Origin of the sequence: Mesorhizobium sp. M0185, from assembly GCF_040322175.1 — a bacterium.
In the GTDB taxonomy this organism is placed as follows: Bacteria; Pseudomonadota; Alphaproteobacteria; order Rhizobiales; family Rhizobiaceae; genus Mesorhizobium.
Genome location: NZ_JAMYSY010000019.1, coordinates 13475 through 38397, shown reverse-complemented (window position 1 = coordinate 38397; position 24923 = coordinate 13475). Strand labels below are relative to the sequence as shown.

At 61.9% G+C, this 24923-nt stretch carries 23 protein-coding genes; 7 read left to right on the top strand and 16 right to left on the bottom strand.

The window, feature by feature from the left end; translation table 11 throughout:
• Nucleotides 1–38: 38 nt before the first annotated feature.
• From NKJ20_RS16955 to NKJ20_RS16925, 7 genes are all read right to left on the bottom strand, one after another.
• Nucleotides 39–476: a DUF4087 domain-containing protein gene (locus NKJ20_RS16955; protein WP_352745533.1), complete on the bottom strand. Its 438-nt coding sequence runs from the start codon at nt 474–476 to the stop codon at nt 39–41.
• A 23-nt stretch (nt 477–499) separates the two neighbouring features.
• Nucleotides 500–1000, bottom strand: a complete 501-nt coding sequence (locus tag NKJ20_RS16950) for a hypothetical protein (RefSeq protein WP_352745530.1) — start codon at nt 998–1000, stop codon at nt 500–502.
• Between the two features lie 117 nt (nt 1001–1117).
• Nucleotides 1118–1525 (bottom strand): lysozyme inhibitor LprI family protein, encoded by a 408-nt coding sequence (locus tag NKJ20_RS16945; protein ID WP_352745527.1) that lies wholly within the window; start codon nt 1523–1525, stop codon nt 1118–1120.
• Nucleotides 1526–1625: 100 nt separating this feature from the next.
• Complete coding sequence (locus NKJ20_RS16940; RefSeq protein ID WP_352745525.1) at nt 1626–3938, bottom strand: lysozyme inhibitor LprI family protein; 2313 nt, start codon at nt 3936–3938, stop codon at nt 1626–1628.
• A 39-nt stretch (nt 3939–3977) separates the two neighbouring features.
• Nucleotides 3978–4973 carry a Do family serine endopeptidase gene (locus tag NKJ20_RS16935; RefSeq protein WP_352745522.1) on the bottom strand — a complete coding sequence of 332 codons (996 nt, stop codon included), beginning with the start codon at nt 4971–4973 and terminating at the stop codon, nt 3978–3980.
• A gap of 113 nt (nt 4974–5086) precedes the next feature.
• Nucleotides 5087–5527, bottom strand: a complete 441-nt coding sequence (locus NKJ20_RS16930; RefSeq protein WP_352745519.1) for a hypothetical protein — start codon at nt 5525–5527, stop codon at nt 5087–5089.
• Between the two features lie 37 nt (nt 5528–5564).
• Nucleotides 5565–5954: a hypothetical protein gene (locus NKJ20_RS16925; RefSeq protein WP_352745518.1), complete on the bottom strand. Its 390-nt coding sequence runs from the start codon at nt 5952–5954 to the stop codon at nt 5565–5567.
• Between the two features lie 889 nt (nt 5955–6843).
• Between NKJ20_RS16925 and NKJ20_RS16920 the strand changes: the two genes are divergently transcribed.
• The 3 genes from NKJ20_RS16920 (at nt 6844) to NKJ20_RS16910 (ending at nt 8860) form a co-directional block, all read left to right on the top strand.
• Nucleotides 6844–7815, top strand: coding sequence for an ABC transporter substrate-binding protein (locus NKJ20_RS16920; protein ID WP_352745517.1), 972 nt, complete (start codon nt 6844–6846; stop codon nt 7813–7815).
• Complete coding sequence (locus NKJ20_RS16915; RefSeq protein WP_352745516.1) at nt 7812–8504, top strand: L,D-transpeptidase; 693 nt, start codon at nt 7812–7814, stop codon at nt 8502–8504. The genes NKJ20_RS16920 and NKJ20_RS16915 overlap by 4 nt, the downstream gene beginning before the upstream one ends.
• Nucleotides 8505–8641: 137 nt before the next feature.
• Entirely contained in the window at nt 8642–8860 is a 219-nt protein-coding gene (locus tag NKJ20_RS16910) for a hypothetical protein (protein WP_031212349.1), read from the top strand.
• A gap of 122 nt (nt 8861–8982) precedes the next feature.
• Here the strand turns inward: NKJ20_RS16910 and NKJ20_RS16905 are convergent, their stop codons facing one another.
• Nucleotides 8983–11013 carry a transcriptional regulator gene (locus tag NKJ20_RS16905; protein WP_352745515.1) on the bottom strand — a complete coding sequence of 677 codons (2031 nt, stop codon included), beginning with the start codon at nt 11011–11013 and terminating at the stop codon, nt 8983–8985.
• Nucleotides 11014–11226: 213 nt separating this feature from the next.
• Here NKJ20_RS16905 and NKJ20_RS16900 point away from each other — a divergent pair, with 213 nt between their 5' ends.
• Together NKJ20_RS16900 and NKJ20_RS16895 are read left to right on the top strand one after the other, a co-directional pair.
• On the top strand, nt 11227–12312 hold the full coding sequence (locus tag NKJ20_RS16900; RefSeq protein WP_352745513.1) for a PLP-dependent cysteine synthase family protein: 1086 nt from the start codon (nt 11227–11229) through the stop codon (nt 12310–12312).
• Between the two features lie 25 nt (nt 12313–12337).
• Nucleotides 12338–13870, top strand: a complete 1533-nt coding sequence (locus tag NKJ20_RS16895; protein ID WP_352745510.1) for a pyridoxal phosphate-dependent decarboxylase family protein — start codon at nt 12338–12340, stop codon at nt 13868–13870.
• 139 nt (nt 13871–14009) lie between these two features.
• On the opposite strand, the gene NKJ20_RS16890 is transcribed toward NKJ20_RS16895, so the two are convergent.
• The 7 genes from NKJ20_RS16890 to NKJ20_RS16860 form a co-directional block, all read right to left on the bottom strand.
• Nucleotides 14010–15650, bottom strand: coding sequence for an ABC transporter substrate-binding protein (locus tag NKJ20_RS16890; RefSeq protein WP_352745508.1), 1641 nt, complete (start codon nt 15648–15650; stop codon nt 14010–14012).
• Nucleotides 15651–15971: 321 nt separating this feature from the next.
• The gene (locus NKJ20_RS16885) at nt 15972–16949 is read right to left on the bottom strand and encodes an alpha/beta hydrolase (RefSeq protein ID WP_352745505.1); all 978 of its coding nucleotides are present in this window, start codon (nt 16947–16949) and stop codon (nt 15972–15974) included.
• Nucleotides 16950–16965: 16 nt separating this feature from the next.
• The gene (locus NKJ20_RS16880) at nt 16966–17643 is read right to left on the bottom strand and encodes an isochorismatase family protein (protein ID WP_023678943.1); all 678 of its coding nucleotides are present in this window, start codon (nt 17641–17643) and stop codon (nt 16966–16968) included.
• Nucleotides 17644–17663: 20 nt separating this feature from the next.
• The gene (locus NKJ20_RS16875; RefSeq protein ID WP_352745502.1) at nt 17664–18968 is read right to left on the bottom strand and encodes a M24 family metallopeptidase; all 1305 of its coding nucleotides are present in this window, start codon (nt 18966–18968) and stop codon (nt 17664–17666) included.
• A 291-nt stretch (nt 18969–19259) separates the two neighbouring features.
• On the bottom strand, nt 19260–20237 hold the full coding sequence (locus NKJ20_RS16870) for a GlxA family transcriptional regulator (RefSeq protein ID WP_352745501.1): 978 nt from the start codon (nt 20235–20237) through the stop codon (nt 19260–19262).
• Nucleotides 20238–20561: 324 nt separating this feature from the next.
• Nucleotides 20562–21743 (bottom strand): cystathionine gamma-synthase, encoded by a 1182-nt coding sequence (locus tag NKJ20_RS16865; protein WP_352745499.1) that lies wholly within the window; start codon nt 21741–21743, stop codon nt 20562–20564.
• Nucleotides 21740–23164: a pyridoxal-phosphate dependent enzyme gene (locus tag NKJ20_RS16860; RefSeq protein ID WP_352745497.1), complete on the bottom strand. Its 1425-nt coding sequence runs from the start codon at nt 23162–23164 to the stop codon at nt 21740–21742. The genes NKJ20_RS16865 and NKJ20_RS16860 overlap by 4 nt, the downstream gene beginning before the upstream one ends.
• A gap of 275 nt (nt 23165–23439) precedes the next feature.
• On the opposite strand from NKJ20_RS16860, the gene NKJ20_RS16855 reads away from it, so the two are divergent.
• Together NKJ20_RS16855 and NKJ20_RS16850 are read left to right on the top strand one after the other, a co-directional pair.
• Nucleotides 23440–23769 (top strand): hypothetical protein, encoded by a 330-nt coding sequence (locus NKJ20_RS16855; protein WP_023718782.1) that lies wholly within the window; start codon nt 23440–23442, stop codon nt 23767–23769.
• Entirely contained in the window at nt 23766–24413 is a 648-nt protein-coding gene (locus tag NKJ20_RS16850) for a cysteine hydrolase family protein (protein ID WP_352745495.1), read from the top strand. Before NKJ20_RS16855 ends, NKJ20_RS16850 begins: the two co-directional genes overlap by 4 nt.
• A 117-nt stretch (nt 24414–24530) precedes the next feature.
• Here NKJ20_RS16850 and NKJ20_RS16845 read toward each other — a convergent pair whose 3' ends face one another.
• Nucleotides 24531–24884, bottom strand: coding sequence for a winged helix-turn-helix transcriptional regulator (locus NKJ20_RS16845; protein WP_352745492.1), 354 nt, complete (start codon nt 24882–24884; stop codon nt 24531–24533).
• Between the last annotated feature and the right edge of the window lie 39 nt (nt 24885–24923).

Sequence of the window (24923 nt, the reverse complement as noted above, 5' to 3'; positions counted from 1 at the left end):
CCTACCGTCAGCCATGGTATCCACAAGATATCCAACAATTATCCGTCCGGGTTAGGCAGCGATCCGTCGTTGCGACAGCGCAGCAGCGGAAGGATTTGGCCCGAGATCACTCTGGTGATCTTCTGTTGCTTGGCGTTGGTTACCACGTTCATACACGCACATCCGTAGCCGTGACCCGAACCGGGCACATTGGTCTCGACGAATTGCCGCTCGTCAAAGGCCGGCACATTGTCGATGCCTTTGGGATCCGGGCGTCCCTGCATCTGGATCCACCAATCCCCGTCACTGTCGGTCAGGACGAGGTTGCCGGGTGTCGGGCTGGAGTACCAGCCACAACGGCGCTCGGCATAGGCGGCGGCAGACAAGGACATGATGGTCAGGCAGAAACAGATTGCGAACAATGGACGCATGAGAATCTTCACCTCCCTTGAGCAAAGCAGGTAATGCCGCCGATAACCTGCGTTGACGCCGGTCACGAGGCGGCATGATTTTGTAAGCCTTATGGCCTCAACTTCGTGTCCACATTTTCTTCGATCAATCCGCAATGAAGCGTCACAGGCTTCCTTCGGACATCGCTTAGTGGACCGTCGATGAAATCGCAGTTGAGCAGATTGTCCGGACTGCTCTTGCGCGCCGACGCAACGTTGACGTTGACCTTGGCCGGCCCGGCAAGCCAGTCGAGACGCTTCGCGTCGACCTTTGTGCCGCTGACGTGGGCGTGGCCCGCTGTACCCGGTATCTCCACCTCTTCGTCCTGCGGCGTGAGATCGATCTGGCCGATTTCGTTTACGCGCTTCGCGGCGCTCCGCTTCGGGTCGCCGTAATAGGAGGCGAAGACAACGATCCCCTCCTTTTCAGCCGCGAGCTTGGCAGCTGCCTTTTTGGAAAGCGTGACGTTGACGTCGAAGCTCATGTCAGTCTGGGCTGTTGCCGGCACGACACATGCCAACAGTACAGATGCCGCAATCGTCATTGCGAGCGACGATCCATAGCGTTTCACAATCCACCTCCTTCAAGTCCCTCACGCAATGATGATGCCCCTCGCATCCTTTCATGTCTGGCGGCGACGTCACGCTCGCCGCCCGCTTCATCGTGATCCGATCAGCTGTGGCATGTGTCAGTTCGCGGCCGGAACAGGGCAACTCATGTCGCCTTCCTGGCATTTCAGATAGCCTTCGAAACCTTTGACACGGGATTGTGTCAGGCCGTCCATGCACTGCGCGATGAGCATTGGCATCATGCTTCCTCCGGCCGCGCCTGCGGTCTGGAAACTGCACTCCGCGTCGCGAAACTTGCCCCAATCCCGCTGTGCCTGAACAAGAAGCTTCTTGGTATCCACATCGTCCTTCAGGCGGGCTTCGATCTGCTTGTAAAGCTCATTGAGCTTCTTGTCGGATTTCTGGAACTCGGCACCGAAGCACTGATTCATGGTGGCCTGATCCTTGGCATCGGCGCACTTGTCCTTGGCAAGGGCGAATGTCGGCGCAGCCAGAACCACGGCAGCAGTCAATATCGCTATTTTCATCGATTTCCCTTTCCGGTTGCAGTCAAGCTCTTAAGTTGCTCAGCCCCGCCCTATGTTCTCGTCAGCTGTCCGTTATTGCCACGATCGGCCCATGGCCCGATTATCTGGTTTTCATTGGATCAGCTTTGCCACATTCGGCGACCGTGACGTTGCCGACCTTTCCTGAGCCGGTCAGCGTGCCGCCCTCCTTGACCATGACTTCGCCGGAGACCTCTCCGTCAACGACAAGCAGTCCCGAGACGGAAACGTCACCGGTCAAAGAGCCGGTCACGTGCAACTCCGCTCCCGCCACCACTTCCGTCATGCCCGAATACTTGTTCTTACCGCTCAGCGTCAGCTTGCCACCGGCAACAACGAGGCCGCCGCTGTCGCCGGCGTCATCAAAGTCCGCGATGGTTCCATCAAATTGCCCGTCGGCTGCTGTCAGGATCAGTCTGCCCGCACCCAGATAGACCTCGCCTTTACCGCCAAGGTTGCGAATGGCCGTATCGTTCAGGGAGTGCGCCACCCCCCAGGGCTTCAGGTGGTTTCCTTTCTGGTCGAGGTTGAGCACACCGTCGACCATGACGCGCGATGAATGCTCAATGCTGGCCGGACCGGCCAGGGTAAGATACCCATCGGCCGCAATATGGGTTGTGCCGGTATAGGTATTGGCCCCGGTCATGCGCACGTCCGCGTCCTTCTCGATCGTGAAGTCGCCGGCGCCGGAGACGATGCCGGCCAGTCCGAGCCATCCGTTGCTTCCAGTATCGCTGGTCGCGCGATTCAACTGCACTTGATCCTTGGCAGCCGCGTCTGTCGTAAAGTTAGCAGCGCTGACAAAATAGGGTGAATATGCGGTCGTCCTGTTTTCCAGATCATTCATTATGGAATTGGACTCGAAGAATGGCAGACCGAGAATGAGACCGCCGACTTTCATCTCATCGCTTTGGCGGAGAATGTCGACATCATCATATTCACGGTTATTTATACCATCATCGAATCCAAAAAACTTGAAGTCGACTATCTCATCACCGAATTCAGCAATATTAAATCCTCTCGACTGAAGCTTATTCAAACTAGATTCTGTTGTAATATAAATGAAGCTTGTCGTTCCTGTATCCAATAAAACAGGTCCACTGAAATCAACCGATTGCTTCTTTCCCTTATGATCAAAGGAAATTTTATAACGGTAAGACCCTTCGTACTGACTGGATGCATTCGCGCCTGATCGCGGGAATCGTCTCTGGAGGAATTCGTAATCCAGTTCGCCCCACGGTATCAGGGCCGTAAACTGGGATCTCAGACTGGGGGACAAATTCAGCGTCAGGCAGGGAGCGCAGCCCGGTGTCGTCCTCTTTCCAAGATTTGCATTGGCGGAGACCACATAGCCGCTTTGCGTCTGACTGCCAGGAGCGGCGGTCTGGTCCCCCTTATCGATAAAATCGCCGGCTCCAAAGACGCCGTAAAACGGCGCCTCGTTACCGGGTTCGCCATTCTTCATGCTCTTGCGCGCATCAAGATCCGCATAAACCGGCGTATCGCCATGGTGGCCCACGGGCTTTTGCGTCACATTCGCATCCTCGAAGTCGCCGAAATCCTTGGTGAAGACGTAATCCACCACCCGACCTACGCTAAAGCCGCCGTCAAAGGTTACGGCAGGCTCCGAGAGATCATCTGGATCGTAATAGGACAGGCTGTCGACCCGGGCCTGTTGTACCCAACCTCCATAGGTGCCGTTTCCATAGGGGTACATTTCGGGCTTGCTGCCGCGCACCGGCTCTACGCCAGGGACACTCGAATCGATCTCAGCGTTGAACTCATCCGACCCGGTGTCGAATTCGAACAGACGAGGCTTGGCACCATTGATGCCCAACGCAATCCCGAGTTTGTGGTAGATGACTTCATCGCTGCCGGTTCCGAGGTGCCCAACAACATGTTGCAATGGAATGGGTATCGGGTCGGCAGCCTGGGCAAGGCCGGTCTGGCCGTTCTCCTCGGCCACGGCAGGTACGGCATGTGATGTGTTCGCTGCCGGAACGGGGCAGCTCGCATCGCCTTTCTGGCAATTCAGGTATCCCTCGAAATCTTTGACACGGGATTGCGTCAGGCTGTCCATGCACTCCGCGATGAGCGTTGGAATTGCGCTTTCTCCGGCCGCTCCTGCGGTCTGGAAACTGCACTCTGCGTCGCGAAATTTGACCCAATCCCGCTGTGCTTGAACGAGAAGCGTCCTGATATCCGCGTCGTCGTTCAGCCGGGTTTCGATCTGCTTGTAAAGCTCGTTGAGCTTCTTGTCGGATTTCTTGGACGCGGCATCGGCGCACTCGTTCGGGTCGGCCTGGTCCTTGGCGGCGTCGTAGCATTTGTCCTGGGCAAATGCGAAAGCCGGCATGGCCAGAACGATGGCAGCGGTCAGCATCGCGGTTTTCATCGATTGTCCTCGGTCTAGAACTGCCGGCACGGTCGGCCGTTAGTTGGCATCGTCATCGTCCGATCCGTCAGCGTCGTTACTGTCATCCGACGCATCGTCATTACTGTCGGTGCTGTTTTCGTCTTCACCATCTGTCGACAGGTCGTCATCGTCATTCTGATCGCTGGAATCGTCCAGATCATCGGAATCATTGTTGTCAGTGCTGTCATCCGACGCATCGTCATCCGTGCTATCGTCGTCGGTGTCGGTGCTGTTCTTGTCATCATCACCGTCTGTTGAGTTTTCATCGTCGTTCTGATCGCTCGAATCGTCCTGATCGGAACTGTTGTCGTCGGTACCGTCGGCCGGGTTATTGTCGTCAGTGTCGGTGCTGGAATCGTCGTCGTCAGCATCGGGAGAAGACACATTTGCGTCCGGATTGGCGTCGCCAGGCTGCGAGTCGTCCTCGCGATAGCTCGTGTCATTGAGGCCCGTCTCCATCTCGTCGTCATACTCGTCGACGATCTGCGTCCACTCCTCTCGATTGTCGACGCTCGTCCATTGGGAGATATTGTTGACCGAGATGTTGGTGTTGAAGTTGTTGACGGTGATGTTGGTGTTGACCTCGACGACATCTGCGACTTCTGTCCCGCGATTCACGCCAAACAGGAAACTGGTGGCGCTCACGGCAAGGGCGGCCCAAACGAACCTATCGACATCGCGCGGCGTCGAAATCGGCTGATGCCGCACCGTGGCAAGCACGTCACCCGGTCGGATGCCTTGCCGCGCGGCAACGCCATGGGGTGCAACGGCCAAGACATACACGCCGCGAAGCTTGGGCGGGATCTGGTAGCGGTGCCGAGAGGCGTGATTGATGGGTATCAAAACCGCGTTAAGAGCCCGGGAAACATAGGGTTTCGGCAGATCATACTTGCTGGCATACGCAACATTGATCGTGTGCGGGACAGCTACACTCACAACAGCCGTCATTTTCACTGAAGTTGCCAATGCACGGGCGAACTGCATTATCAGTCTGGATTTTCGAACGGTTTGCATTTTGCACGTCCTGCAGCTGATGATTGGAGTCGATCTCAGAGCCCCGGCGCCCCGGAGCGCTCACCAATCATTCTCCCCCTGCACCAACGGTCAGCGGCAATTTCCAGCGATCATCACCGTCGTTCCGTAACTTCCTCGGCAAAACACTTTGCCAGGTCTTGCGGCGCTCCGAGCTTCTTCGCCCAGGACACCAGTTCAGGTTTCTCCGACGGCTCGGCATAGCCGCCCCATACGTCGCGAAACTGCTTCTTTCCGTCGACTGTCTGGAAGAACATCACGCCGTCGTCGCTCACCGGCGTGGAGACGTAGGCGGCGCTCCAGCTGCCGCTCTCCATGATCGAGAAGAATTTTGCCTGAGCGGGCTTGAACTTATTGGTCATCGCCGAGACGACGAGAGGGGCATATTCCTGCTTGCGCGCCTTCGTCACTTCGACCTTTATACCGTCACAGGCGTTATTCGCAGCGAAAGCGGACGTCAGCGCCACTCCCAACCCCGCAAGGCCGACCATGACGATTTTGACACGTCGACGGATGAGACCGTTCAATTCAGACATGAGTGGCTATCCTCTTCGTTGTTCGCTGCAGGGGCCATTAATCGGAATCGTCGTCGTCTGATGAATTGTCATCGTCCGGTGTATCGACCTCGCAGCCGACGCCGCGGCAGCCTTGGTAGTTGCCTTGCGTATCGAAGTTGGGATTGCCTTCTCTGTCGTACTGCGGTCTGTCGTCGATACTTTGATCCCCGTCATCAGGATCGTCGACTTTACATCCGAGCCCATGGCAGCCGATGTAACGGCCCCTGGTATCGAAGTTGGGATTGCCGTTCCTGTCGAACTGCGGCCGGTCGTCTATCTTCCGGCTCCCTTTATGGGACCGATCAACCAGGCAGCCCTTTCCGCGACAACCATCGTAGTCGTCGGTGGTACAACCGACGATCGCCATCAAAGCAGTGGCCAAGGCCGCACAGATTACGAGTTTCATGATTCATTCCTCCGACTGGCTGGCGGCGGACATCGTCCATATCGGAAGGCCATTGCAGGCGGCGATCCCCGCTTTTGCCGCGAAGGCTGGCGCCAATCGGAGGAGTGCAAAGCTTCGCCGGCCATCAAACGAGAGCCAGGCTGTGGGCGATGCATTCGACGACTTAGCCGACGGTTGCCGTAATCTCTTACATGGGAGGGAACGCTCCCAGCGGGGGCCGCCGCATTAGCGAGTGTCAATATTCCTCTCCATGCTTAGTGCCCCGTCCGCCCAAGCATGTTTCAACGATCCGCTGACGCGGCTGTGCTTCCAAGAAATGCATCCGAGTCAGCCTACGACAAGGACAAATCCCAATATCGCAGGATTGAATTTTGCAAATGCTTAATAATTCGGAATCAGCACGGGCTATCTTAGCAGATACTGAAATGTGACCAGCAGCAAGATTCCGGAATGCTCCCTTAGTTTTGTTCTCATTAAGCCGAGTTAGTACAAGTAATATTCTATGTTGTTGTGAATTTTGCGCCATCTCTACAAAAAAGGCGCGACGATACCGCATCTTATACGATCGCCCTAATCGCGATCTATTGTGGTATTTTTTCGAACCCAGCCAACCGTTGCGAGGGCCAAAAGAAACGCGCCCCTTTGCCCGACTTTTCAACGCTGCGGCGTGCCAAATAGGGGCGCAGTGGGGGCGCCGCGGCCGCGTTGTGAGCATCTTCCCAGTCGGATTGTCATCGGGTAGCGTGCAGGGGCGGCACGCGAAGGCGCTCTCTTTGGCGAACGCACTGCCGCAGCTTCAGCAGTTGCCCGTCAGAAGATGGGTCCGGTGCTTGCCGCGACAGATTGTTCCGGTCGCGGTTCATTTCAGCACCGAAGCGAGGGGGAAGAGATGCACAACCGATTTCGGCAGTGCCTGCGGAAAGTGTCGCTGGCGGCATTGACGATGCTGGCGCTAAACATCCCGGTCCACGCGGCTGATCTCGTCATTGCAATGCCGAACTGGCCGTCGGGCCAGGCGACGGCAAATATCCTCAAGGTCAGCCTGAAGGAAAATTTCGGGCTCGATGCCGATGTGCGCGAGATGGGGACGCTGATTGCCTTTGCCGGTCTCAATTCGGGTGAGGTGGATATTCATCCCGAAATCTGGCTGCCCAACCTGGACAATCTGGTGAAGAAGTATGTGGACGGTGCCGGCACGGTGGCCATCAGCCCTATCGGTGTGCCGGCATGGCAAGGCATATGCGCTACGCGTGAGGCAGCCGACAAATTTGGAATTCACGACGTTTCCGACCTCAGCGATACGAAGAAAACGGCCGCGCTGGATACCGATGGCGACGGACGCGGCGAACTCTGGATCGGCGCTGAGGGTTGGTCCTCAACCGCTATCGAGCGCGTCCGCGCCAACAGCTATGGTTATGCCAAGACAATGACCTTGCTGGAGACGCCGGAGGATGCCGGAATGGCGGCTGTCGATGCCGCCGTCGCCACGGATCATCCAATGGTGTTTGCCTGCTACGCGCCGCACTATGTATTTGAGCTGCACGACATTGTCCGGCTTACCGAGCCGCCCTTTGATCCGACAAAGTGGAAGATCGTACTGCCGTCAGAGGACCCGCTCTGGGTCTCGAAGTCCAGCGCGCCGGTATCATGGGATACCGCACATTTCCATATCGCCTACGCCACCTCGCTGCGCAATAAATATCCGAAGGTGGTGGCGTTCCTGGAACGGTTCGAGCTGAAGCCCGAGGAAATCACCAAGATGAGTTATGCGTTCCAGGTAGAGCGTCAGGATCCTTACGAATACGCCAAACAATGGGTTGCCGCACAAGGCGCACGGGTGCACGGGTGGGCAAATCCATGAGCGCAAATCCTATGTTCGCGGAACGCGGCACCGTCCGGCGGCGCTCCCTCACGGCAGTTGTCGCCGCGGCGTTCGGTCTTGTCGCGGTGGCGGCGCTGGCTGCGGGAACACAGGTTTTCGACCCGAAAAGCCACAAATGGGTGGACTACGATCGCACCAAGGCGCGCAAATACTACGCCGCGCATAATGAGGTGCCCGAGGCATTTCGTCCGCAGATGGTCAAATTCCGCACCGCGGAAGTGCCAGGCACGATCATTATCGATGGCAATCAGCACTTTCTCTATCTTGTGCAGCCGGGTCAGCGGGCCATGCGCTACGGCATCGGCGTGGGCCGGGAAGGGTTTGGATGGGCCGGTATCGTGCGCGTCGGCCGCATGGCGGAGTGGCCGACCTGGACACCTCCGGCCGAAATGGTCGCTCGCGATCCGAAGGCGGTGAAATACGCCGGAGGCATGGAGGGAGGGCCCGACAACCCGCTCGGCGCAAGGGCGCTCTATCTCTATGAGCGCGACCAGGACACGATCTACCGGATACACGGCACCCCGGAGCCTTGGACGATCGGGCTCGACGTGTCATCGGGGTGCATCCGTATGAGGAACGACGACATCGTCGATCTCGCATCCCGCGTCAAGGTTGGGGCCAAGGTCATCGTTCTCATGCAGGGGGCGGCACTTTACAAGGGTGTGTGAAGCGGCATTCGGAGAGGGACAAGCAATGTCGGCAAAAGATGCAGTGAGAACTTCGATCCTGGTGACGGCAATCGGATTCCTGGCTGAAAGCCTTTAGCGCTTGCGTCAGCGCGCCGCCGCCGCCTCCTCAGGACCAGATGTCCAGGACCAAGGTCGAGACTGCCCCGGCGGACCTTCAACTGCTTTGCGCCAATGCGGTCGCCAAGGCGAGCGGTGTCGACAGCACGAAGATACTTCCGGTTTCATCGAGCAAGCTCGATTCCAAGACCTATCAGGTCGAACTCGATGCCAGTGGCAAGAAGACAAGCTGCCTCGTGGATACCGACGGCAACGTCAAATCGGTTGAGCCCGTCTGATCCGCTCTGGTCGACGAATTCGCAACCAACCTGACGATGCGCCCTGGCTGCAGACATGACGATGTTTGGGGCGGCCAGCCGCGATGAGCGGTTTGGAGAGCCTGGCAAACCGCGCGCCTGCCTCACCCCAGCCCGATCCGCTTAGCGCCTTGCCGGAACAGGGCCTCGGCGGCCGGCTCGAAGCGGAAGGTGCCGATGAAATCATCGGCGCAGTAGTTCGGCAGCACCTTTCGCAGCGCGGCGGCGAAACTTCGTGCCTCGTCCAGCCGCCCCGCCAGAGCAAGGCAATGGGCAGCAATCGCCAGGATGATGGCGTGGGCGTTGGGACGCGCGGCTGCCTTCAGCGCCCATTCGGCGGCTTCGTCGAACTGGCCGAGCCGGACATGCGACATCGCCCTGGCGCCCAACATACCGAACAGCAGCGGATCGAAGGGGCTCAGATGCCTGGAATGGTCGGATGAGCCGATCGCAGCCTGCGGGTCGCCGGACTGCGAATGGACGAAAGATAACGCATAGTGGCCGAGCGCGAAATTCGGGCTGAGGTCTACGGCGCGTTCCAGCTCGATGAGGGAGCCGTCCTGCTCGCCGCGCAGCCACAGCGCCCGCCCCATGGCCCAGTGAGCGGCCGGATTGTGATCGTCGACGAGCAGGCTCTGGCCGGCTGCCTCGAAGGCCAGGGCGCTTTCGTGGTCGCGGTCGCCCCAGCGCTGGAAGGCATTTTGCCAATGGGTGAAGGAGAGGCCGGCATAGGCGCGGGCGAACGTCGGATCGAGCTTCAAGGCTATGTCGAAGAAATGCCGGGCCTGCTCGTTTTCCGCGCGGGTGAAGCGATACATGTGCCAGAGACCGCGGTGGTAGGCTTCCCAGGCGTTCAGCGAATTGGGCGCCTTCAACATGGCGCGGTTGCGCTCGACCGTCTCGATCTCGGCCGAGATCGACGAGACGATGCTGTTGCCGATGTCGTCGAGCACGGCAAAGATGTCGTTCGGCTTGCGCTCGAACGTCTCGGCCCAGACGATCCTGGCCGTGCGCACTTCGACCAGCTCGACCGCGACGGTGACGCGGCCGGCCTGGCTGCGTACCGTGCCGGTGGCGACATAATCGACATTGAGCCGACGGCCGGCATCCTCCGGCCCAATGTTTTTTTCGGCGAGCGCAAACACCGAACCGCGCGCGATGACGAAGAAATCCCTGAGCTTGGCCAGCTGGGTGATGATATCGTGGGTCAGGCCATCGGCGATGCCTCCGCGTGGGCCGCCGTCAGCCGTCTCTTCGGCAAACGGCATCACCGCAAGCGAAGCCTTCTGCGATGCAGCAGTGTCGGAATTGGGAAGCACAATTGACCCGTGAGGGGCCGCGGGTACGAGTGACGGTCGCGCCCGGAGCGTAGCGGCAGGTCGTTCGTTGCGGATCGTGCGCCATGCCTCACGAACGGGTCCGAAATCCAGATCCTCCGAAGCAAACAACTGCGCTGCGGAAGCGAGATGTTCCTCGCAGGCGTCAAACTGGCCGCGCTGCGCCAGCGCTTTCAGAAGAGCCACATGCGCGCGCCCGTCGAACGGAGCGAGTTCCAGCCATTTGTCCAGATGCGAAGACATTCTGTCGGCATCCACCGGAAGCTTGTTGACGAGATGTTCCAGGATTGCGGCGTGCCAAGAGCCGAAGCGGCGGCGCTGAGCGATCAGCCAGCTGTTGAAATGCGGGCTGCGGTCGATCTCCAGCCCATCGAGAAAGTCGCCGGCGAACATTCCGGAAAGAGCCTGCAGCCGCTCTAGACCGAGCGTCTCAACGCCCTTGGCGGCGGCCGAGGCTATGTCGACAGCGTCGACGGAAGCACCTCTCAGATCAAGCGCGATCGTGTCGCCTAGTGTCTCGACCCTGCGATGATGCGGTTCATCGAGGATGCCTCTGAGCTTGCTCAGGCACCAGCGAAGCTCGCCGCGCGGGTCGTTCGGCACATCCCACAAAAGCTCGCAGAGGCGGCTGCGGCCGACCGGATGCGGCGCCAGCGCCAGATAGGCGAGCAGCGCACACAGCTTGCGCGATTTTGGGAGCTGGATGATGATGCCGTTGCGTGCGATCGTCAGTGGTCCGAGCAGACGCACGGAAAAGCCGGCCACCTCGCCGTGGAGGCTCGATCGGGCGGATTCCACGTGCGTTTCCACGCCTGCTCCCACGCTGGCCAGTCGGCCTTTGTTTTATCACCAAACGCGACACGGTGCATCCGGCAGCGAATTCCCGCTCCGGATGCTGGCATTGCCGGAGGCAAATGTAGCACGGCAAGGTCTCGAAACCTCGCCGCCCAAGCCACCGGTCTGTAACCGGCCCGTGACGACAAGAGACAACGACAAGGCGAAGAGATCGATATGTTGCATCAACAGAAAATCAGAACCACCGCCGGGCGCGGCCGTCTGTTCGACAGCATTCTCGACACGGTCGGCGATACGCCGGTGATCCGCATCAATAATCTCGGACCGGACCATGCCACGATCTATGTGAAGGCCGAGTTCTTCAATCCCGCCGCCTCGGTGAAGGACCGGCTGGCGCTCAACATCATCGAGGAAGGCGAGCGCAGCGGCGCTCTAAAGCCTGGCCAGACCGTGGTCGAGGCGACCAGCGGCAACACCGGCATCGGCCTTGCCATGGTCTGCGCCCAGAAGGGCTATCCGCTGGTGGTGACGATGGCCGACAGCTTTTCTATCGAACGCCGCAAGCTGATGCGCATGCTGGGCGCCAAGGTGGTGCTGACGCCGCGCGTCCAGAAGGGTTTCGGCATGTACAAGAAGGCGGTGGAGCTCGCCGAAGCCAATGGCTGGTTCCTGGCCCGCCAGTTCGAAACCAAGGCCAACGCCGCCATTCACGAAGCGACGACGGCGCGCGAGATCATCAACGATTTCGCCGGCTCGCGGCTCGACTGCTTCGTCACCGGCTACGGCACGGGCGGCACCGTCGCCGGTGTCGGACGCGTGCTGCGCCGCGAGCGGCCGGAGACCCGGATCGTGCTCGCCGAACCGGCCAATGCGCAGCTTATCGGCAGCGGCAAGCCGCAGCAGCGCGGCACCGGCGGCGCGCCTGCCGCCAGCCATCCGGCGTTCGAGCCGCATCCGATCCAGGGCTGGACGCCCGACTTCATTCCGGACGTGCTGCAGGAGGCGATAGACGCAAGCCTCTATGACGAGGTGGTGCCGATTGCCGGGCCCGAGGGCATGAAATGGGCCAAGGCGCTGGCGCAGAAGGAAGGGATTTTCACCGGCATCTCCGGCGGAGCGACCTTCGCGGTGGCGCGGCAGATCGCGGAAAAGGCGGCACCCGGCTCGGTGATCCTGTGCATGCTGCCCGATACCGGCGAACGCTACATGACGACACCGCTGTTCGACGGCATCGAGGCAGAGATGGACGCCGAGGAGACTGCGCTTTCGCAGTCGACGCCCGGCTGCCAGTTTCCGGCGTGACGGCGGCACATCGGGAGCGGCCTGCATGGACACGAAGCCTGGACTGGCCGTCACGGCCACCGAGGAAACGCTTGACCCCTCGAACTGGGCCGACGTGCAGGCCCTGTCGCATCGGATCGTCGACGATGCCGTCGCTTACCTGCGCGATGTCAGAGAGCGTCCGGTGTGGCAGGAGATGCCGGTTGATGTGAGGACCTTCTTCACATCGCCGCTGCCGCGTTCGCCGGCGCCGCTGGCAGAAATCTATGGCGACGTCACCAGGAGTTTGATGCCCTATCCGATGGGCAACGTCCATCCGCGCTTCTGGTCCTGGTATATGGGCTCGAGCAATTTCACCGGCGCGCTCGGCGATTTCCTGGCGGCGATCCAGGGCTCCAACCTCGGCGGCGGCAACCATGCCGCCGCGCTGATGGACAACCAGGTCGTCGACTGGTGCAAGCAGATGATGGGCTTTCCGCAATCGGCCAGCGGCACGCTGGTCAGCGGCGGCTCGATGGCCAACATCATCGGGCTGACCGTGGCGCGCAACGCCATGGCCGGCATCGACATACGCGAGCACGGCGTTGCCGGCATCGACAAGCCGCTGCGTTTCTACGGCTCCGACCAGCTTCACTCCTGTCACCGCAAGGCGATGGAAGTGCTCGGCCTCGGCAACCGGGCGCTGCGTCGCATCCCGAGCGATGCCGGGCTGCGGATCGACATCGCTGCGTTACGGGCGGCGATCGCCGAGGACCGCGACGCCGGCTTCAAGCCAGCCTGCGTAATCGGTACGGCCGGCACGGTGAACACCGGCGCAATCGACGATCTGCAAGCGCTGGCTGATCTGGCGGCAAAAGAGGATCTGTGGTTTCACGTCGATGGCTGCATCGGCGCCTTGCTTGCGATTGCGCCGGACAATTCGCATCGCGTTGCCGGCATCGAGCACGCCCACTCGATCGCGCTCGATCCGCATAAATGGCTGCACGCGCCATTCGAGGTCGGCTGCGCGCTGATCCGGGATGCCACCGTGCATCGCGGCACGTTCGCGGTGACGCCGGAATATCTGGAATCGACGCCGCGCGGCCTGGCCTCCGGCCAATGGCTGCACGATTACGGCCTGCAGACGACGCGCGGCTTTCGCGCTCTGAAGGTGTGGATGGCGTTGCGAGAGCACGGCATCGAAAAGTTCGGCCGGCTGATCGACCAGAACATCGCGCAAGGGCATTATCTCGGCGCGCTGATCGCGGCCGAACCGGCACTCGAACTGGTAGCGCCGGTGAGCATCAACATCGTCTGCTTTCGCTACCGCGCGGACGGACTGGGCGGGGAGCGCCTGAAAGCGCTCAATACCGAGATCATGCTGAGGCTGCAGGAAGAAGGCATCGCCGCCATTTCCGACACGACGGTGCATGGCCAGCATAGCCTCAGGGTGGCGATCAACAACCACCGCACCCGGCGCGACGATCTGGACCTGCTGGTGCGGGAAACGGTGCGGCTTGGACTGGAGATTTCAAGGCCTGGCGTGGCTCTTCCTTCTTCCCTTCTTGTGGGAGAAGGTGGACGCGAAGCGGCCGGATGAGAGGCGTTCCAGCTTGATACTGACGGCACTCCGTCCGCACCCCTCAACCGTCTTGGCGCTGCGCGCCAATCCACCTTCTCCCACAAGGGGAGAAGGAAGAAGGAGCGGCGCTGGCCCCGACAATTGGTCGTCTGCAAGGCTACGCCTCGAGCCAAACCTTCTCGAAGTGCTGCTCGAGCGACTGGTGCTGCTCGCAGCCATGCACGCCCTTGCGGTAGGTGCGGTAGACCGAGCGCCAGTAGGGCTGGATGATGATGCCGGAATCGCGCAGATTCTGCTCGATCTTGGCCATGAGCTCCTTGCGGGCGCCGGGATCGGGCATCGCCAGCGCCTTGTCGAGCAGACTGTCGAATTCCGGATCGGCGTAGGCGCTCTCGTTCCATGCGGCGCCAGACTTATAAGCGAGCGCCAGCACCTGGACGCCGAGCGGCCGGCCGAGCCACTCCGTGCAGGAGAAAGGATATTTGCTCCAGTCGTTCCAGAAGGTCGCGGCCGGCAGCACGGTGCGCTTGATCTTCAGCCCGGCCTCGCGCATCTGCGCGGCGATGGCGTCGCCGGTGCTCTTCTGCCAGTCGACGTCGACGGAGATGAGTTCGTATTCGTGGTCGGCCTTGCCGGCCTCGGCGAGCAGGGCCTTGGCTTGATCAATGTTGCGGACGGCAGGGCCGATATCGGCATATTCGGGATGCATCGGCCCGACATGATGGTTCTCGGCAGGCTTGCCGCGGTTGTCCATGCCGATCTTCAGCACGGCGGCGTTGTCGACGGCGAGCTGGGCGGCGCGGCGCACCTTGATGTCGTCATAGGGCGGATTGCCGATATTGAACCGCGCGACGATGGTCGAGCCGGTGGCAATTTCCGAATTGCTCAGGCCCATGGAGTCGGTCTGCGCAACCGTGTCGGAGGCGGTTTCGTGGTCGGTGTCGATCTCGCCCGATTCGAAGGCCGACAGCATCGCATTGGGGTCGGAGCCGTAGTCCACCCATTTGATGCCGTCGAGGTAGAACTCGCCCTTCCACCATGGCTTGTCTTTGCGGCGGACTTCGGCGCCGACCTCGGCGTCCCATGCCACGAGTTCGCAAGGCCCGGTGGTGATCGCCAATGCCTTCAGCGGATCGCCGTCGCCTTCATAGCTGCGGTGCATGATCAGCGCCGGGTAGTCGGCCATGCCGGCGATCAGCGAAATGTCGGGCTTGGGCAAATTGAGCCGCACGGTGACGTCGTCGACGCGTTCGATGCCGCCGTCGACGGCTTTCTTGGTGTCGGCGTTGACCAGCGCGCCCATGCGCGCGGCGACCGAATTGCCGGCGACGGACGCATCGCACCAGCGCGTCAGATTGTGGATCACGTCGTCGGCGTTGAAGGTGTCGCCGTTCGACCAGGTGATGCCCTTGCGGACATGCAGCGTCAGCACGCGGGCGTCGTCGCTGGTTTCCCAGCTCTCGAGCAGCCATGGCTCGAAGGTGAAGTCGCGCTTCCAGCGCACCAAATATTCGTTGCACTGGCGGGCGACGTTGGACATCTCGACGCCGTCGAAGGTGCGCGGATCCTTCCAGCCCTTGACGTTCATGGCGACACGCAAGATGCCGCCGCGCTTCGGCTCCTCGGCCCTGGCCGGTGACGGCGCAAGCCCGCCGAGCGCCAGCGCGCCGGTAGCGCTGACGCCGAGCGCAGCCATGGTGGCGAGATATTCGCGCCGGTTCATCTGGCGTTTCTTGAAGCCATCGGCGACGGGCTCGGCCTGCGGATGCAGTTTTCGATCGGTCAGCATGAACTTCATTGTCGTCATTCCCCTGTTGTTGGGCACCTCTGCCGATCGCCAAACGCGGGGGACGGATGCGATCGCCGGAGCGCCATTGCCTCGGGGATGATAGGGCGAGCTCCCGTGGGGGAGTTGTTCGGACTTCCGCAGTTCTTGTGCGCTATTCCGCAAACGGAAGGTCCCCCTCACCCGGATTGCCAACCGAATTACGAAGAGCAATTCGGGGCAATCCGACCTCTCCCCCGGGGGAGAGGAGGTCGCCAGCGTTGATGCCAGCCTCTTCTCCCCAGCGGGGAGAAGGTGGACGCGAAGCGGCCGGATGAGGGGGCCTTCGCAACCTCAGTAAGGCCAGTCGCCTTTGCCGAGCGCGGCGATGGCCGCAATGATGCGCCCGAAGGCTTCGCCGGCTCGCGGCACGGTCTTGCGGGCGCGTAGAAAGCTATGCACGAGGCGCGGCTCCTCATGCCACCAGGCGCGACCGCCGGCGGCGAGGATGCGGTCGCCATAGGCCTCGCCGTCCGACGACAGCGGATCGCATTGCGCGGTGACGATGACCGTCGGCGGCAGGCCGGAGAAGTCGGTATCGCTGAGCGGCGAAAAGGTCGGGTCGTCCAGAGACTGTCCCTTCCCTGATCGGATATGGCGATAGAATTCGATGTCGCGCAATGTCAGCAGCGGCGCTTCGGCGTGCTCGACATAGGAGCCGGCGTTCTCGTCACCGCCCAGCTCGGGATAGATCAGCACCTGGCCGATCGCGCAGCGGAGGTTACTACGCGATGCCTGCGCCACCGCGGCGGCAAGGTTGCCGCCGGCGCTTTCGCCGCAGAGCACGGTCGGCAGGCCGGCCGTCGCCGCCGCCCATTCGAACACCGCCAGCGCATCCTCGAAGGCCGCTGGATGCAGATGTTCGGGCGCCAGCCTGTAGTCGGCGGACAGAACGGCAAAACCGGTGCCGGCGCAGATCTCGGCGCAGATGTCGTCATGGCTGTCGAGCCCGCCAAGCACGAAGCCGCCGCCGTGATAATAGACGACCGCTGCCTGCGGCGCCGTGCCCGCCATATGGTGGCGCCGGACCGGGATCGCACGGTCGCCGGCAGGAACCGCGCTGTCGCTGGCCTTGACGCCGGGTGGATAGGGCTCGCGAAACGCCCGGCACATGGAGTCATAGACCGCCCGCTGCCTTTCGATCGGCATGAAAGCGATTTCGGGCGGATACCAGTCGTTGACCCGGTCGATATAGGCCCACAGCTCCGGATCGAGCAGCGTCTGGTATTTTCCGCGGTCTTTTATTTCGGGTCGATCGGCCTCGGTGACCATCGCTGCGCGATCCCGCTCAGAGCTCGGCATAGAGGCGGGCGGCGTTTTCATAGCTGAAACGCAGCGGCACCGAGCCCTCGACCTGCCAGGCTTCGACCGTCTCGCCTGCCAGCAGCCGGCAGGCGCCGTCGGTGGTGGTGACGGCACCGCCATAGAGCCGGTTGGCAAGGTTGAGGATGGCCGTCTGGTGCATCGCCGTGCTGCCGCTGCCGCAGGCATCCTTGACCAGCAGCACTCGAAACCCGAGCGCCACCGCATCCTTGACGGTGGCATCGATGCAGGCCTCGGTCCAGACGCCGGCAACGACCAGCCACTCGATGCCGTCGGCCTTCAGCCGCTCGGCGGCAGGCCCCGCGCGGAAGGCGCTGGCATCGGTCTTGACCAGCATCATCTCGCCTGTCGCCGGGCCCACTTCCGCGCAGATCGCAGTCAGCGGATCGTCCTTGTCGGAAAACGCCGACTTGCCGCTGGCCTCGACCGGGTGGAACGGCCGCGCCGTGGCGAGATCGACGATATAGGCCCAGTGGTAAAGGGGCACATTGTTGGCCCGCGCCGCCTCCTGCAGCCGCTGGACGTTGGCGAGGATGTCGCCATAGCCTTCGACCAGATAGCGCTTGTCCCGCCGATGCTCCTCCTGGAGATCGATGAACACCGCCGCCACCTTGCCGCGCTTGATCGAGATCGGGCTTTTCATGCAAAACTGCCTGTCAACACTCAAACATGCCTGTCAAGGAAATCATCCTCATAGGGGAAGCGCGACAGGAGCTCGGTGCCGGTCTCGGTGATCAGGATCTCGTCCTCCAGCTTGACGCCCTCGCGGCCGCCCTTCTCGCCGATATAGCTTTCGACGCTGACCACCATGCCGGGCACGATGACACCGTCGCGGCCATAGGTCTCGTAGTCCATGGCGTGCGCTATGAACGGCGTTTCGCCATGCATGCCGACGCCGTGCATGACCGAGGTATAACGCTGGTCGACGAAGCGGTCCGGTATCTTCCAGGCCCTTTCGGCAATCTCGCGAAACGCCATGCCCGGCTTGACGACCCCGATATTGTGCTGAACCTGGTCGTGCGCCATGCGGTAGAGCGACTTCTGATAATCCGTCGGCTTGCCCGGTCCGCAACGGAAGGTGCGCGAAAAGTCCGAATAATAGCCGTAGCAGCCGATCGTATCGGTATCGAGCGCCAAGAGTTCGCCCGGCCTGATCTTGCGGCCGCTCGCCTCGTTGAACCACGGATTGGTGCGCTGGCCCGAGGTCAGCAGCCGGGTCTCGATGAACTCGCCGCCTTGCCGGATCACCTCACCATACATGATGGCGAACAGCTCGTTTTCGGAAACGCCAGGCTTGATCGCCTCGCGCACCGCATAGACCGCAGCCTCGGCACCAGCCATCGACACCTGCAGGCATTTTATTTCCTCGGGCGTCTTGACCGCGCGCACCGCCAAAATCTCGCCCTGGCAATCCCGCACCTCGCAGCCGCGCTTTTCCAGCGCCAGTGCCTGCAGATGGCTGCAGCGGTCAAGGCCGAGCTTCATCGAGCCGCCGCCATGCGCCTTGAGCAATTCGGCGATCTCATCGGCGAACGGGCCGGCGGTCTCGTCGTCGCGGCCTGACACCGATGACCAGACCAGCTTGGACGGACGCGCCTCGTCGATCGTGTCGAGCACCATCGAGACATGGTAGCTCTGCGGATATTCGAACAACACGATCGGCCCTTCGGTGGGGATGAAGAAGTAGCGCGTCGAGTTGCGCAGGAAATAGCCGAACATGTTGCGCGAGCCGGTGGCGTAGCGCTGGTTGTAGGGGTCGAACAAAACGATGCCGCCATAGCCGGCCTCGCGCATCCAGGCGCGCAGCCTGGCCAGCCGGCCCTTGCGCAGCGCGTCGGCGTCGATGAAGGACGGCTCGGTGTCCGACAGCCACATGCCGCCGGCCGGATCCGCCGCCGCCGGGTGGCGCATGCGGTCTTTGAAGTCGACGTCCTCGGTGCTGTCGGGGTCAAAAACGACAATGCTCATGGGTGCCTCCTGAAGCGGGGAAGATGAGCCATACGTCGTTCAGAGGCTGTGCGCGATACCGCAGATGTTGTGCGAAATACCGCTTGAAGTCGTTCCGTAGCGTTCTACGGCGCCCCCCTCTGTCCTGCCGGACATCTCCCCCTTAAGGGGGAGATCGGCTCGTCATCGCCGCTTTCGTGAATTTCCACCGTCGCAGGAGGAGCGGAGCATCGAAGCTGCCAATCTCCCCCCTCGTGGGGGAGATGTCCGGCAGGACAGAGGGGGGCGCTGTCCCGCCAACATCCGAAATACCTAATGCCTCCGCATCACCTTCGGCGCATGGCCATGCTCCTCCCGAAACGCCCGCGCAAAGCTCGACATCGAGGCGAAACCGCAGGCCAGCGCGACATCGCGCACCATCAGCGTCGAATGCGCCAAGAGGTCGGCGGCACGCTTCAGCCGCAGGCGGCGGTAATAGCCGTTGGGCGAGATACTGAGTTCGGAGCGGAAATTGCGTTCGAGCTTATCGGAGGAGACACCAAGTCGCCCCGCCAGTTCCGCCATGCCGAGCCGCTCCTCCACCGCATCCTCCATGATGGCGATGGCCGACAGCACCAGTTCGTTCTGCACGCCGGTCCGCAGCCTGAGCGGCATCAGCTTGCGGTCGACGCTGGAGCGCAGCGGACTGTGCACGAACCATTCGGCGACGCCGGCCGCGAGCTCGGCGCCATAGTCGTTGGTGATGATCTCCAGCATCATGTCGAGGCTGCCGACGCCACCGGCCGAGGTGAAGCGCTTGCGGTCGATGACGTAGAGATCGCGTCTCAGCTCGATGTCCGGAAACGCCTCGGTGAAGGCGGCTTGGCTGGTCCAGTGCAAGGTGCAGGCATGGCCGTCGAGTAGGCCGGCCCGCGCCAGAAAGAAGGCGGCATCCGCCACAGCACCGATATGGGCGCCACCGCGCAGACTCTTGCGGATCCAGCTCACGGCATCGTACGCGACGAGATGATCGGCATCGCCGCCTGAGCAGACGACGATGCGATCGACCTTCGGCGCGTCATGGGCGGAAAAGCCGGGCTGGATGATGACGCCGTTCGAGGCCCCCACCGGGCCTTCGGCGGCGCCGACGATGATCCAGCGATAGCAGTCCCGCTTCGCCAGCACGTTGGCGGCGCGGAGCGGCTCGATCACTGAACTGAACGCCATCATCGGAAAGCCGGGGAAGACGAGGATGGCGAAGGTGAGCGGGGTATCGCTTGCCGTCGGTTGGTTGCGTTGTCGGTTGTTCATAGCTTCCGGAGCTAGGCAGCAAGGTGGATCAGGAAGCTACAATTCTGCCAGATGGCGCCAAGGTCAACGGAATAGAATGTAAGACGCATGGATATGGATGCAGAATAAGCGCCGCTCGTTGGCGATCCTTCACGCCCCCTCTGTCCTGCCGGACATCTCCCCCACAAGCGGGAAGATCGGCAGCTTCGCCTTCCCGTCCGTGTTTCAGCGTTGGAGGTTGGCGAAAGCGCAAGATGACGGCCAATCTCCCCCCTCGTGGCCGAGATGCCGGGTAGGGCAGAGGGCACTGTCCTGCCGACGTCTCGCAGGTTCTTGTTGCCGGGCTCAGCTCGCCAGCGCCTGATCCAGATCCGCGATCAGATCGTCGCCGTCCTCGATCCCGGCCGACAACCGCACCAGCGAATCCGAAATCCCGATCTCGGCGCGTTTTTTCGCCGGGATCGAGCCGTGCGTCATCAGCGCCGGGTGCTCGATCAGGCTTTCGACGCCGCCGAGGCTTTCGGCCAGCGTGAACAGTTGCGTATGTTCGAGGAAGCGTTTGGTGCCGGCGAGGTCGCGGTCGAGCTCGACCGTGATCATGCCGCCGAAGGCGTGCATCTGCCGCCTGGCGATGGCGTGCTGCGGGTGGCTGGGCAGGCCGGGATAGATGACACGGCGGATGTCGGGACGGCTTTCCAGCCAGTGCGCGATCTTCTGGCCATTCGACGAATGGCGCTCCATCCTGAGCGCCAGCGTCTTCAGTCCGCGCAGCGCCAGGAAACTGTCGAACGGCCCTGAAATGGCGCCGATGGCGTTCTGCAGGAATTTCAGCCGGTCGGCGAGATCCTTGTTGTCGCCGACTACGGCGACGCCGCCGACCATGTCGGAATGGCCGTTGAGGTATTTCGTCGTCGAATGGACCACGATGTCGATGCCGAGCTCCAGCGGCCGCTGCAGATAGGGGCTGCAGAAAGTGTTGTCGGCGACTGAGAGCACGCCTTTGCGCCTGGCAAGTGCTGCGACGCCTTCGAGGTCGACGACACGCAGCAGCGGGTTGGTCGGCGTCTCGACCCAGAGCATATTGGTTTCCGGGCGGATCGCCGCCTCGACCGCGGCAAGGACGGTGAAGTCGACGAAGTCGACCTGCAAATCGGCCGAGCGCTTGCGCACCCGTTCCAGCAGCCGGAACGTGCCGCCATAGATGTCGTCGGTCGCGACGATATGCGCGCCTGAATCGAGCAATTCGAAAATGGTTGCGATCGCCGCCAGCCCCGAAGCGAAGGCGAAGGCGGCTGTGCCGCTTTCGAGGTCGGCCACCGCGCGCTCGAAGGCGAAGCGGGTCGGGTTCTGGCTGCGGGCATATTCAAAGCCCTTGTGCACGCCCGGGCTCTGCTGACCGTAGGTCGAAGTGGCATAGATCGGTACCATCACCGCGCCCGTCGTCGGGTCGTGGCTCTGGCCGCCATGGATGGTGCGCGTCGAAAAGGCGAGGCGGTTTTTGCCCGATACGGTGGCTTTGACGGTCATCGGGCGCGCCTCAGATGGTTGATCAGGTCGATGCGTGTTATCAGGCCGATGAATTCGTCGCCGTCGAAGACGATGGCGACCTCGTTGCGATCGAAGACCGGCAGCAACGCGTCCAGCGTCTGGCTGGCTTGCAGCGTGTGCAGGGTAGAGGTCATAGCCGTACTGACCGGGGCCTTGAAGCGGTCCCAGCGGCTGTCATAGGGGCCTTCGACCTTGGCGAGGATATCGCTTTCGTCGATGATGCCGACGAGCTTGCCCTCGTCCAGCACCGGCAGCTGCGAGACATCCGATCGGCGCATGCGGCCATAGGCGTTGAGCAGGCTTTCGTCCGGGCCGACGGACACGACATCGCCGGTGCGGAGCGTGCGCATGACCAGGTCGCGCAGATCGCCATGCTGCTCCTGCTCGGCCAGGCCCTGCTCGACCAGCCAGAAATCGTCGAAGACTTTCGACAGGTACTTGTTGCCGCTGTCGCAGACGAAGGTAACGACGCGCTTCGGCACGGTCTGCTCGCGGCAATAGCGAAGCGCTGCCGAAAGCAGCGTGCCCGACGACGAGCCGGCGAGAATGCCTTCCTTCGAAAGCAGGTCGCGCACCGCAAGCATGCTCTGCTTGTCGGGGATGGAATAGGCCTTCCTGACCAGCGACAGATCGGCATTGGGCGGCACGAAATCCTCGCCGATACCTTCGACGGTCCAGCTCCCGGCCTCTATCATCTTGCCGGTCTTGATCAACGGCGCCAGCACCGAGCCGACCGGATCGGCCAAAATCATCTCGGTCTTCGGCGAGACCTTTGCGAAATAGCGGCCAAGCCCGGTCAGCGTGCCGCCGGAGCCGACACCGACGACAACTGCATCGACGTCGCCTTCGAGCTGTTGGAAGATTTCCGGTCCGGTCGTGGTTTCATGAGCCAGCGGATTGGCCGGATTGGCAAACTGGTTGGCATAGAAGGCGCCGGGCAACTCGGCCGCGATCTTTTCGGCCATGTCCTGATAATATTCGGCATGGCCCTTGCCGACATCGGAACGCGTCATCCGCACCTCCGCGCCGAGCGCCCGCAGATGCTGGATCTTTTCGCGCGACATCTTGTCGGGGACGACGAGGATGATGCGGTAGCCCTTGGGGATGCCGACCTGGGCGAGACCAAGACCGGTATTGCCGGCGGTCGCCTCCACGATCGTCCCGCCGCGTTTCAGTTTGCCCTGTTTTTCGGCGGCGGCAATCATCGACAGCGCGATGCGGTCCTTGATCGAGCCGCCGGGATTCTGGCTTTCGAGCTTGATGAACAGCCGGCACTTGCCGATGTCGAATTTGGTCAGCTCGACGACCGGCGTCTGCCCGATCAGGTCGAGAACCGAGGCATAGGGCGGGCGCAGGCGGGACGATGCATCATCCGGTGCCACGATCTTGTGCTTGCTCATGTCAGATGCTCCGCTGCCAGAATGAGCAACCGCCCTGGAAGACGGCAACCTACCGTCTTTTCCAACCGTTTGCAGTTGGAAAGAAGATAGATCGTGCCAATCCGGCCGCCAGCAGGGGAATGGAATTTCGCGAACGCTTCGCCGGGCGGGGCCTCTAGGTAGGGCAAAGGATTTGCAGAACCTGCCTGGGACTAAACGCACCATCTCGTTCGTTGCGGCCGCCGATTCCGCCATGCTAGCCGACGTTGGGCGAACAGCAATTCAAGGAACGGCCGATGAAGATTCTTGCCTATGACAATTTCAAGCCCGGCGTCACGCTCGACGATTTGCGGCCTTATCTGCGCGACGAAGTGTCGAATGTCTGGCGGCTCTGGAAGGCGGGGATCGTGCGCGAGAATTATGCGCGCGGCGATATTGGCGGCGTCATCATCGTCTTCGAGCTCGACAGCGTCGCGGAAGCGAGGCGATACACCGAGGACTTCCCGCTGTCCAAGGCCGGGCTGCTGGAATGGCACTTCATCGCCTTCGACGCGCCATTGCCGCTGGAATTCCTGTTCGACCCGACCGTCGATATCGCCAAGCCATGGGACCGGACTGCGGCATGATCCGGGCGAGCGACGGGATCGAAATCCCGGCCGGCCTGGCTGAGTGGTGCGATCCGCGCCGCACGGCGCTGGTGGTCTACGACATGCAGGTCGGCATCTGTCGCCAGGTGGCCGGAGCCGCCACCCTCGTCGAGCGCACCGGCACGGTGCTGGAAGCGGCGCGCGGGGCCGGAATGCGGGTGGCGTTCACGCGCCATCTGTCGCTGCCGCGCAAATGGATGGGCGCGACGCAGCTGCGCACCGCCATGGCCTGGCAGCGGCGCGACAGCCCCGACACGGTCGAGCCGTGGTTCCCGCGCGACGCCGAAGCGACGCGGATCGTGCCCGAGCTGGAGCCCCGCGCGGACGAGGCGGTATTCGACAAGCTCACGATGTCGGCGTTCGATTCCACCGCGCTCGGCTTTGCCTTGCGCGATTGCGGCGTGCGCACGATAGCGCTCGCAGGCATCGCCATGGAGATCGGCATCGAGCCGACCGTTCGCCAGGCGACCGACAATGGCTTTGTCGCCGTGGTAATCGAGGATGCCTGTGGCTTCGGCAACCGCGAAGCGCGCGACCGCTCGATGGCGACGCTACGCTTCCTCGGCGAAGCCGTCGTCACCGACGTCGCAAGCTTCTGCAGCGCGCTTGCCGGTGCGGGTTGAGGGCAGTCGGCTTGCTGGAGCGAATTCACCGTTTCACGCAAACGCCGAACCGCTCCATCGCTTTGTCTTCACGCAATTGCGGACGGAAAACCGCTCCGCGCTTTTCCCGGAATTGATCTAGGTGGTGGCTGCGCTGTCGGTGCGAAAGCGCACACCCTCGGCGCGGCCATGCACGCTGCCCCAGTCGTAGAGCGCCTGGAGCGTGGCGGCGAGATCTTCACCGCGCCCGGTCAAGGCATAGCGTCCCTTGCCGTCGGGCGACGTCTCGAGCGTGACGAAGCCAATCTCGACAAGCTCGGCCAGGCGCTGCGTCAGCATCTTGTCCGAGAGTGAGGGGATCAGCCGGCGCAGGTCGGAATAGCGCATCGGCTGTTCCTTGATGCGCGCCAGGATCACCGTCTTCCATTTGCCGCCGAGCGCGTCGAGCGCGAACTCGACCGGACAGCCGTACAGTCTTCCGCGTTGGGTCATGCGCCAATGCTAGGCAAGGCACGGTGACAACGGAAGCAG